This is a genomic window from Streptomyces sp. NPDC004667 (assembly GCF_040609475.1).
Taxonomy (GTDB): domain Bacteria; phylum Actinomycetota; class Actinomycetes; order Streptomycetales; family Streptomycetaceae; genus Streptomyces.
Genome location: NZ_JBEXKC010000209.1, coordinates 1 through 3,693, shown reverse-complemented (window position 1 = coordinate 3,693; position 3,693 = coordinate 1). Strand labels below are relative to the sequence as shown.

2 protein-coding genes are annotated in these 3,693 nt (G+C 76.6%); both read right to left on the bottom strand.

Going from position 1 to position 3,693, the window contains the following annotated elements:
- The coding region (locus ABZW32_RS39245; protein ID WP_356225631.1) for a type I polyketide synthase at positions 1–3,050 on the bottom strand (3,050 nt) is incomplete at its 3' end.
- A 49-nt stretch (positions 3,051–3,099) separates the two neighbouring features.
- The coding region (locus ABZW32_RS39240) for an acyl carrier protein (RefSeq protein WP_356225629.1) at positions 3,100–3,693 on the bottom strand (594 nt) is incomplete at its 5' end.

The window sequence follows — 3,693 nt, the reverse complement described above, 5'->3', positions numbered from 1 at the left end:
CTGCAGCATGTGCCAGTCCTCCGGGTGGGCGGCGATGCCCCAGGCGAAGGCGCCGCGGGTTCGACGAGCAGCCAGGTGCCGGTGAGGGGCTCGGTGCCCGGGTGCGGGGCGGGCAGCGGCTGCCAGGTGACCTGGTGGCGGCGGGTGCCGCCCGCCGCCGGGCCGCGGCCCCGGGGACCGGGGGCGATCCAGAACCGCCGGTGCTGCCAGGCGTACACCGGCAGCGGGAAGGGCCGGGCGCGGGTCCCCTCGAAGAGGCGGGCCCGGTCGACGGCGGCGCCCCGGCTCGCGGCGACGGCCACGGCGCGCACCAGGGTCTCGCCCTCGGGGCGGCCGCGGCGCAGCACGGGGACCAGGACGGGCTCGTCCCCGGGGGCGCCGGCCGGGATCGCGGCGAGGGTCTCCTCCGCCATCGCGCACAGCACGCCGTCGGGGCCGAGTTCGACGAAGGTGGTGACGCCCATCGCGTGTGCGGCGCGCACCCCGTCGGCGAAGCGTACGGCCGTGCGGACGTGGCCGGCCCAGTAGGAGCCGTCGCGCAGTTCCCCGGCGGTGGCGCGGCGGCCGGTGACGTTGGAGATCACCGGGATGCGGGGGGCGCGGTAGGTGAGGGCGTCGGCGAGGGTGCGGAACTCCTCCAGCATGGGGTCCATGAGCGGGGAGTGGAAGGCGTGGCTGACGGTGAGCCGCTTGGTCTTCCGGCCGCGCCGGGTGAGCGCCGCCCCGATCTCCTCGACGGCTTCCTCGGTACCGGAGACGACCACCGAGCGGGGGCCGTTGACGGCGGCGACGACCGCGACACCGCCGAGGTCCGAGAGCAGTTCGTCCACCTCGTCCTCGGCGGCCCGTACGGAGAGCATGGCGCCTCCGGCGGGCAGGGCCTGCATCAGCCGGCCGCGGGCCGCGACGAGGGCGCAGGCGTCGTCGAGGTCGAGGACGCCCGCGACGTGGGCGGCGGCGATCTCGCCGACGGAGTGGCCGAGGAGGACGTCGGGCCGCATGCCCCAGTGTTCGAGCAGCCGGAACAGGGCCACCTCGACGGCGAACAGCGCGGCCTGCGCGTACCGGGTGCGGTGGAGCAGTTCCTCCTCGGGGCTGCCGGGTGCGGCGTCGAGGACCGTGGACAGGGGGTGGTCCAGGTGCGGGTCGAGCCGTTCGGCCACGGCGTCGACCGCGCGGGCGAACACGGGGTGCGCGGCGCGCAGGGCGCGGGCCATGCCGGTGCGCTGGCTGCCCTGTCCGGTGAAGAGGAACGCGGTCTTCGCCTCGCGGCGCCGCACGCCCGTCACCACGGAGGGGGAGGGCGCGCCGTCGGCGAGGGCGTCGAGGCCACGGGCGAGTTCCGCGTACGTGGTGCCGAGGACGACGGCCCGGTGTTCGAAGGCGGTACGGGTGGCGGCCAGCGCGTGGCCGATGCCGAGGGCGTCGGGTTCGGCGGTGACGAGGTGGTCGCGCAGCCGGCCGGCCTGGGCGCGCAGGGCGGCTTCGGAGCGGCCGGAGACGAACCACGGAACGAGCGGCGGCGCTCCGGCGGACGGCCCGCCCTCGGGCGCTCCGGCGGACGGCCCACGATCGGCCGCTCCGGCCGACGCCCCGCGCTCGGGCACTCCGACGGACGCCCGACGATCGGGCGCTCCGGTGGGAACGGCCGACGGGGGCGCGCCGGGGGGTGCTTCCTCGACGATCACGTGGGCGTTGGTGCCGCCGACGCCGAAGGCGGATATCCCGGCCCGGCGCGTGCGGGTACCGGCGGGCCACTGGACGGGCTCGGTCAGCAGCCGGACCCCGCCGGCCGACCAGTCGACGTGCGGGGTGGGCGTCGCGGCGTGCAGGGTCTTGGGCAGCAGCCCGTGCCGCAGCGCCTGGACGGTCTTGATGACCCCGCCCACACCGGCGGCGGCCTGGGCGTGGCCGATGTTGGACTTCAGCGAGCCGAGCCGCAGCGGCCGGCCGTCGGGGCGGCCGGTTCCGTAGACGGCGAGCAGTGCCTGGGCCTCGATGGGGTCGCCGAGGCGGGTGCCGGTGCCGTGCGCCTCGACGGCGTCCACCTCGTGCGGCTCCAGGCCCGCGTCCGCCAGGGCCTGGCGGATGACGCGCTGCTGGGAGGGGCCGTTGGGGGCGGTGAGGCCGTTGGAGGCGCCGTCCTGGTTGACGGCGGAGCCGCGGATGACGGCGAGGACGGGGTGCCCGTTGCGCCGGGCGTCGGAGAGCCGTTCGAGGACGAGGACGCCGACGCCCTCGGCCCAGCCGGTCCCGTCGGCGTCCGCAGAGAAGGCCTTGCACCGGCCGTCGGCGGCCAGGCCCTTCTGCCGCGAGAACTCCACGAAGGCCGCCGCGTCGGGCATGACGGCGACGCCCGCGGCGAGCGCCAGTGCGCTCTCGCCGCGCCGCAGCGCCGCCACCGCGAGGTGCAGGGCGACCAGCGAGGAGGAGCAGGCCGTCTCGACGGTCATGGAGGGGCCTTCGAGGCCGAGGGCGTAGGAGATCCGCCCGGACAGCACGGCGTCCGCGCTGCCCGTGAGGAGGTAGCCCTCCGATCCCTCGGGCACCCGGTCCAGGTCGGTGGCGTACTCGGCGTGGGCGGCGCCGACGTAGACGCCGGTGCCGGTGCCGCGCAGTGAGCGCGGGTCCAGGCCGGAGCGCTCCAGCGCCTCCCAGGACACCTCCAGCAGCAGCCGCTGCTGGGGGTCCATGACGACGGCCTCGCGGGGCGAGATGCCGAAGAAGGAGGCGTCGAAGTCGGCGGCGCCCGCGAGGAACCCGCCCTCGGCGCAGTAGGTGGTGCCCTCCGCGTCCGGGTCCGGGTCGTAGAGGCCCTCCAGGTCCCAGCCCCGGTCCTGCGGGAAGGCGGTGACGGCGTCCCGCCCGGCGGCCACCAGGTCCCAGAGGTCCTCCGGAGAGTCGGCTCCGGGGTAGCGGCAGGCCATGCCGACCACCGCGACCGGCTCGTGCGCGGCCTCGGTCAGCTCCCGGTTGCGCCGGCGCAGGCGCTCCGTCTCCTTCAGCGAGGTGCGGAGCGCCTCCATGAGCTTCTCGGAGGACATGGCCATCGGTGGATCCCTCTCTGGGTGGGGCGGGTGGTACGGGCGGGACGCGGGGTCAGGCTGCGGCGTCCCGCAGGGCCAGCTCGATCAGGGCGTCCTCGTCGAGCGCGTCGATCAGGTCGACGTCATCGCCGTCGGCGCCGCCCCCGCCCTCGCCCCCGCCGTGACCGTGACCGTGACCGTGGCCGACCCGATCGAAGGCGACGCCGCCCGAGCCCTGCTGGAGTACCGGCGTTGCCGGTGCGCCGGGGGCCAGCGCGAGGAGGGTGTCGAGCAGTCCCGCCCCGCGCAGCACGTCGAGCGGTACGGCGGCCAGTGCGGCCCTGATCCGTGCCTCTTCGGTCTCCGCCACGCCCTCGGGGGCCCGCGGCGCGAGCAGGTCCACCAGGTGGGTGGCGGCGGCGGAGGCCGTGGGGTGGTCGAAGACCAGGGTCGGGGGCAGTTTGCGTCCCGTGGCACCGCTGAGGCGGACGGCGAGCTCGCCCGCGGTCAGGGAGCTGAACCCGATGTCCTTGAAGGCCCCATCGGGGTCGACGTCCTCGGGTCCCGCGTGGCCGAGGACGGCGGCGACGGCCGCGCGCACCCGGTCCAGGACGATCTCGTACCGTTCGGCCGGGTCGGCCGCGGCGAGCAGCCCGGGCAGCTCGGG